At 53.7% G+C, this 6,476-nt stretch carries 6 protein-coding genes; 4 read left to right on the top strand and 2 right to left on the bottom strand.

The genetic code is table 11. The features are described from left to right. Positions 1-634, bottom strand: a 634-nt coding sequence (locus AC2FNU_RS13295) for a hypothetical protein (RefSeq protein ID WP_496789054.1), incomplete at its 3' end; no start/stop codon positions are given. Between the two features lie 242 nt (positions 635-876). Between AC2FNU_RS13295 and AC2FNU_RS13290 the strand changes: the two genes are divergently transcribed. The 3 genes from AC2FNU_RS13290 to AC2FNU_RS13280 all read left to right on the top strand — a co-directional run bounded on the left by AC2FNU_RS13290 (position 877) and on the right by AC2FNU_RS13280 (position 4,849). After that, the gene (locus AC2FNU_RS13290; RefSeq protein WP_496789052.1) at positions 877-1,107 is read left to right on the top strand and encodes a hypothetical protein; all 231 of its coding nucleotides are present in this window, start codon (positions 877-879) and stop codon (positions 1,105-1,107) included. Between the two features lie 185 nt (positions 1,108-1,292). Further along, complete coding sequence (locus tag AC2FNU_RS13285) at positions 1,293-3,272, top strand: bifunctional 2',3'-cyclic-nucleotide 2'-phosphodiesterase/3'-nucleotidase (protein WP_496789049.1); 1,980 nt, start codon at positions 1,293-1,295, stop codon at positions 3,270-3,272. Between the two features lie 284 nt (positions 3,273-3,556). Next, entirely contained in the window at positions 3,557-4,849 is a 1,293-nt protein-coding gene (locus tag AC2FNU_RS13280) for an MFS transporter (protein ID WP_496789048.1), read from the top strand. Between the two features lie 108 nt (positions 4,850-4,957). Here AC2FNU_RS13280 and AC2FNU_RS13275 read toward each other — a convergent pair whose 3' ends face one another. Next, positions 4,958-5,590, bottom strand: a complete 633-nt coding sequence (locus AC2FNU_RS13275) for a YceI family protein (RefSeq protein WP_496789045.1) — start codon at positions 5,588-5,590, stop codon at positions 4,958-4,960. A gap of 73 nt (positions 5,591-5,663) precedes the next feature. Here AC2FNU_RS13275 and AC2FNU_RS13270 point away from each other — a divergent pair, with 73 nt between their 5' ends. Next, entirely contained in the window at positions 5,664-6,407 is a 744-nt protein-coding gene (locus AC2FNU_RS13270) for an endonuclease/exonuclease/phosphatase family protein (protein WP_496789042.1), read from the top strand. The last annotated feature ends 69 nt before the right edge of the window (positions 6,408-6,476 follow it).

The following is a 6,476-nucleotide window of genomic DNA, read 5'->3' as shown; positions in this document are numbered from 1 at the left end:
TGGCAGCAACACTTCCGTTCAGAACATGCCAGGCGTCATCAAGCGCATTGCCAAAGATCGCAAGCGTTGGGCGGACGCATTCAGAGAAGTCCTTCCGCTTTTGATGCCACCGACCGGCATCCGCAAGCTCAAGTGCTTCCTCGATGTCATCAAAGATACTGTCTGGCAAAAACGGCTTGTCCGGTGCCACCCAGCTTAACGGGCGGTTCAGGTGGCAAATGAGATCTTCTGATGGAACGGCAACGTCGAAATTGATGCCTTGGCTGCAGAAGCAATCTTCTACCTTGAGCCGGGCCTTGTGGATGCTCTCTCCGTCGCGATCGCGCAACTTCATCCGGAGTTCCATGGGGCCTTCGCATCGGCAATCCTCCGGGATTTTTGAAGGATCTACTCTGAGAACAAATCGGCCATCAGCGGCCGTCAGTACACACCCCAAGTCGATCTTACAGTCGTCCCGCTTGTGCCAGGCGCTCCCGAATACGGCGCGAATCTTAACCAGTAATCCGTGTATCGGCTGACCGTTCTCCTTTTGGGTGACACGGCCGAAAATAAATTGAAATTGACTAGGCATAGCTAAAACAAGCCTCCGATTTGAATATGAACTTTTGTCGATTTCACTTGGGAATTGCGCCAAATAGAGCGCGTCGCACCAATTGCGGCCAAGTGTGATTTGCTAAAAAAGAATAATGTTAATGCTTATTAAATATACGGTTATATTGCCTCAAAACACCCAAAAAGTCAATAAAGTGCCGTTTGAGGTGTCGCCACTCGGAGGTATCAACAGCTGTCTGACATCAGCGCTCATGGTACAGACCGGGGTGATTGCGTAGCGCAGGACTTCAGGCTCATCGCAACCATCAGAGAGTGGTGATGAAAATGAAATCCGCGAAACAGAAAGCATCGGTTAAGACAGACCCGCGCACCTGTCAGCTTTATGTAAGTTTCGTCCATTCGCCCGGATCGGTCACACGGTCCCTTGCACCTGCGCGCGACTTTGAAGGAGATCAGGAACGTACGTTCAACTGGTTGCTGCTGGCGACCACCCACGCGTTAGCCTATTCAGCTTCGACGTCAAAAGATTGCAACAGAACCTTTGTTGATCGATAGCGGCCTGAGCAAAGAAAGCTCAAATTCACGCCTTGCCGTATCTTAGCAAACTCATGATGTTCGGGTATGGTGATGAATACCACCACCTATGATCAACGCGAAAGGTGTTCTCGCAACTCGTGTCGTCAGGATGTCGCGGGCAGCCAGCAAAAGGCGCGTTGACCAACCAACTTGAGAGGTGCCCAATGTCTTTCACTTACCGTCCGCTATTTTCGCGTCGCCAGTTTCTTTGCACAACCGCGGCAAGTGCCGCTGCGGTTACGCTTCACCCTTTTTCGGCTGCTGCGGCCAACAATCAGGCGCATCTTCGGATCATGGAAACAACCGACATCCATGTCCATGTCTTCCCCTATGATTACTACGCCGACAAACCCCGCGACACAGTGGGCCTGTCCCGTACCGCATCTATCATAAATGAAATCCGGTCCGAGGCGACGAACTCGCTTTTGGTGGATAACGGAGACTTTCTGCAAGGCAATCCGATGGGCGATTACATTGCCTACGAACGCGGAATGAAAGAAGGGGATAGCCATCCAATCATCACCGCGTTCAATACGGTTGGTTACGATGCAGCCACATTGGGCAACCACGAGTTTAACTATGGGTTAAACTTTCTTGAGACGTCTTTGGCTGGTGCGGATTTCCCAGTGGTTCTTGCCAACGTTGCAAAAGAGAAAGGCGCAAGCCCGCGCGATGACAAGACGCTTGTCCAGCCATACGCCATCCTCGACCGCGAGATCGAAATGGGTGATGGCACAAAGCATCCGATCAAAATCGGTGTGATTGGCTTTACACCTCCGCAGATCATGAACTGGGATCGCAAACATCTCGAAGGCAATGTCGAAGCGCGGGATATTGTTGAGACGGCCAAAGCCTATGTGCCTGAGATGCAGGAACAGGGCTGCGACCTGATCATCGCCTTGTCGCATTCGGGAATTGGCGACGCCGACCATGAAGATGGTATGGAAAACGCGTCGGTCGTGCTGGCTGGCGTTGAAGGGATCGACGCGCTGGCCACAGGTCACAACCACCTGGTCTTTCCGTCGCCAACTTTTGCGGACCGTCCCGGCATCGATGTTGAAAAAGGCACACTGATGGGAAAACCCGCCGTCATGGGCGGCTTCTGGGGCTCGCATCTTGGCGTACTGGATCTGCTGCTGGAACGGGATGGAAATGAATGGCGTGTGGTCACAACCACATCCGAGGCACGGCCTATTTCCCAAAGGAACGAAGACCGATCAATCACAGCCTTGGTCGGAGATGATCAGCGAGTCCTCGACTCGGTTGCGACAGTTCACGACGAAACGCTGGCCTATGTGCGTCGCGCCGTTGGTAAGACCTCGGCCCCGCTGCACAGCTATTTCGCGCTGGTCGCGGATGACCCGTCTGTCCAAATCGTATCAATTGCACAGAAGTGGTATGTCCAAGAGATGCTGAAAGGCACCGAACATGAAGGTCTGCCGATCCTGTCCGCAGCAGCCCCATTCAAGGCTGGTGGCCGCGGCGGTCCAGACTACTACACCGACGTACCCATTGGTGACGTTGCCATCAAAAACGTTGCCGATCTGTATCTCTATCCGAACACGGTCCGCGCGGTCCGCGTGAATGGTGCGCAAGTCAGAGGCTGGTTGGAACGGTCGGCCGGAATGTTCAATCAGGTTGAAGCGGGTTCAAAAGATGCAATCCTGCTGAACCCGGAATTCCCGTCTTACAACTTCGACGTCATGGATGGCGTGACCTATCAAATTGACCTGTCCCAACCCTCGCGCTTCGGGCCCAAGGGCGAAGAGATAAACCCCAATGCTGGACGGATTGTAAACCTCACTTACAATGGTGAACCGGTCACGGATGACATGGAGTTCATTGTCGCCACCAACAACTATCGTGCATCAGGTGGCGGGTCCTTCCCCGGAGCGCTGGGTGACACAATTGTATTCGAAGCCCCGGATACCAACCGCGACGTCATCGTCCGCTACATTGTCGAGCAGGGTACGATAGATCCAAAAGCAGATGCCAACTGGTCTTTTGCGCCGCTTGCGGACACCACGGTGTTGTTCGAAACGGGCCCGAAAGCGCGGGATTATTTGGGCGACGTCAAAGGTGTCTCAATCGAGGACGCCGGAGAAGGCACCGACGGTTTCGCAGCTTTCCGGATACAGCTCTGATTCAGTATGGACGCAAAAAACATCGCCACGACATGAAATCGGCGACGGGCTTACATAGATTGACTATCCGCCCGAAGCCGACCTTCGCCGGGCCTTGAGGTGTTGCAGCCCGCATTCCGACCGTTCGCCGCGGGCGCTAAATCAGAGGCTGGCGGAACGCACGATAAGGCAGACAAAGTGATCTTGCGCTGCGCCTGTTCGAATGACCGCCTTGGTTCAGGCAGCACAGGCGCCAGTTCTGCCGAGGTATTGAAAAAGATGCCTGTAAAGCCGAAGGTGCAACCATGGCAACGGAACTAGAATTCTCGTTTGCTGCGCTGACCGGCCCGGCGCGCCGACACATTCGGGTATTTCAACTGCACCAATTTCTTGATCGCTTTGCGATGGGTTTGACGGTTGCCGTTGTTGCGCTGGCATTGGCTGATCGAGGTATGGACCTTCTCCAGATCTCGCTTCTATTTGCGATCTACTCGGTCACAACTATGACGATGGAACTCCCGTTCGGGGGACTGGCAGACAATATAGGGCGAAAGCCTGTCTTTCTGGCAGCGGTTGTTGCCAGCTTGATCTCCCTCGTACTCTTTCTCTCGACAAGTGATTTCTATGTTCTCGCGCTCTCATTTGCCTTCATTGGATTTGGGCGTGCTTTGCGGTCGGGCACACTCGACGCTTGGTTTGTTGAAACTTTCAAAGCCGCTGCGCCGAATGTGGATGTTCAACCTGCTCTGGCAAAAGCGCAATGGGCCAATGCAATGGGCTTGGCGGTGGGCGCGGTTTTTGGGGGTCTTTTGCCCGATCTCTTTGGCACGGTGGCGGAAAGATCGGGTTTCAGTGTCTATGATGTATCTTACGCGGCAAGCTTGGCAGTAATGCTTGGGGTGTTCACCTATACTCTGATTTTCATAGTGGAAGACCCGCGCCCACTGAACCCCCGTGTTCTGAAACAGGGGTTCGCAACTGTGCCATTGATCATCAAAGACGCGGGCCTCCTCGCCCTGAAACACCCGGCCCTGTCGGTTCTTTTGGTCGCTCTGGCGTTTTTCCTGATGGCCACAAACCCGGTTGAGGTGATCTGGCCGACCCATGCAAAGCCCATGTTACAAGACGGCTATGCAAACACGATCATTGGTGTCCTGTCCGCGACCTATTTTTTCTCAATCGCTTTCGGCGCGTGGCTGTCTCCGCGCATCAGCCGGATTTTCAAACGACAGCACGCAGTGACCCTTACCGCTGCTTTTGCCTGTATGGCGAGCGTTCAGATTGCACTGGCTTTGCAGGGCGGTATCGTCGGGTTTGTGTTGGTTTTCATTGTGTATTCTGTTGTCCTCGGCGTTGCCGAGACGCCCGCCAGCAGTGTTTTGCACAGATGTGTAGAAGACCGCCAACGATCCACAATGTTGTCGTTGAGGTCACTTATTCAGCAACTTGGGGCAGCATTGGGCCTGATCTTGGCAGGCGCCATCGCCGAAGTTTATTCTACACCGACGGCCTGGCTTGTTGGCGCAGCCTTTCTTGTAATTGCCGTGTTCCTGACCTGTGTCCTGGCCAAACGGCTTGGCGCAGAGACCGGTGGCTGACATCCGTGTACAGCGCAGAACCGGTCCAGGCAGCTTAGCAGCGGCTATCAGAAACGACGCGGTATTCTGGCTCAATCCGTTGGCAGGCACCACAATCACGAACCGGAATCAACCTTCGCTTTTGATGGCTTCCGTTTCGATGTTGATCGTCACTTCATCGCCAACAAGCCCGTTCTCAACGCCGTATCCCATCCCGAATTCGCTGCGTAAAATCGAAGTGTCCAGTGAAAGTCCCAAAACCTCGCGTTTATGGCCGAACGGGTATTCTGCAACTTTGTTGAGCGTCACGTTCAGAGTTATTGGCAGAGTCTGATCCAAAATCGTCAGTTCTCCGGTGACAGTTCCGCTGCTGGCGTCCGCAGGTGTGCCGCCATTCGCAACAAAAGTAATCTCTGGATAGGTCGTCACATCCAGAAAGTCCCGGTTTCGGACATGACCATCCCGTGCATCGTTGAACGTGTTGACTGATGCCGCTTTGATAATGACCTGAACGTCACGCAGCTCCTGTGTCTCGGTATCGTACATGAAACTACCGGTGACGTCGGTGAACACTCCAAGGGTTTTTGCATACCCGATGTGATCAACCGTAAAATAGATGGCTGTGTGCGTCGGATCGAGTTCATACCGCGCCATGTCGGCATAGGCTGCTACTGCGCATGCGCCGAATGCAGCCGAAGCAGCAATTGTTCGCGCTGCGACACCAAATTTACCCCAAACTGGTTTTTCAAGCGTATCAGCCATTTTTGACGACCTCCGAGTGGCAAGTAAGGTTGTGTTCAATATAGGTTGCCAACATGCAAAAGCCGGAAAAAACATGAGCAACGCCAGAATTCGCTGCGCGACATGGAACATTCATCGCGCCAAAGGGTCAGATGGACAGATCGATCCGAACCGCGTCGTTGGTGCGATCAAGTCGGAACTGGCCCCTTTGGGATTGGACGTTTTGGCGTTGCAGGAAGCAGACGAGGACTGTCGGCCACATGCCGGGATTCTGGACATACAAAGAATTTCCGAACTTACAGGTCTCAGTTACACGCAAGACATCCCTGCGTTGCGTTGGGGCAGTCAAAGCGATGGATTTCTCGGAAGCATTCTTTTTCTGGGTGAAAAGTTTCAGCGCACCCATGCAGATTTGATTGATCTGCCAGGCCACTGCCACCGAGGTGCTTTGGTGCTCGAAACCTTGGTTGAAGATTGTCCGCTGCGCATCATGACCATGCATCTGTCCTTGTCGCAACCGCTGCGCATCATCCAGATGCGCACTATCGGACAATACTTACATCGTCGCCCTGAAATGCCGACTCTCATGCTGGGCGACTTCAACGAATGGCGCCCCTGGGGCGGCTTGATGTTTCACCGGCGGATTGTCGGAACAGCCTTTCAAGGACCCGCTCAGCCCACTTTCCCAAGCAGAGCACCCTTCTTACCGTTGGACAGAATCTTGACGGATATGCCTGACGCGGTTTCTGAGGTTCAGGCCCTGAGATCCGGGGCTTTGGTGCAGGCTTCGGATCACTTACCTTTGACTGGCGTTGTTCAGCTTGGGAAAAGGGTCTGAGCGGTTGATTGCCCACAAACCTACCCGAAGGCCGTTGGCGGGCTAATTTGTTCTTAGGATCAATAGGGT

It is taken from the genome of Ruegeria sp. BHSB064 (assembly GCF_059613205.1).
The sequence above is the reverse complement of the archived record's forward strand: the minus strand, read 5'-3'. Positions and strand labels throughout refer to the sequence as shown.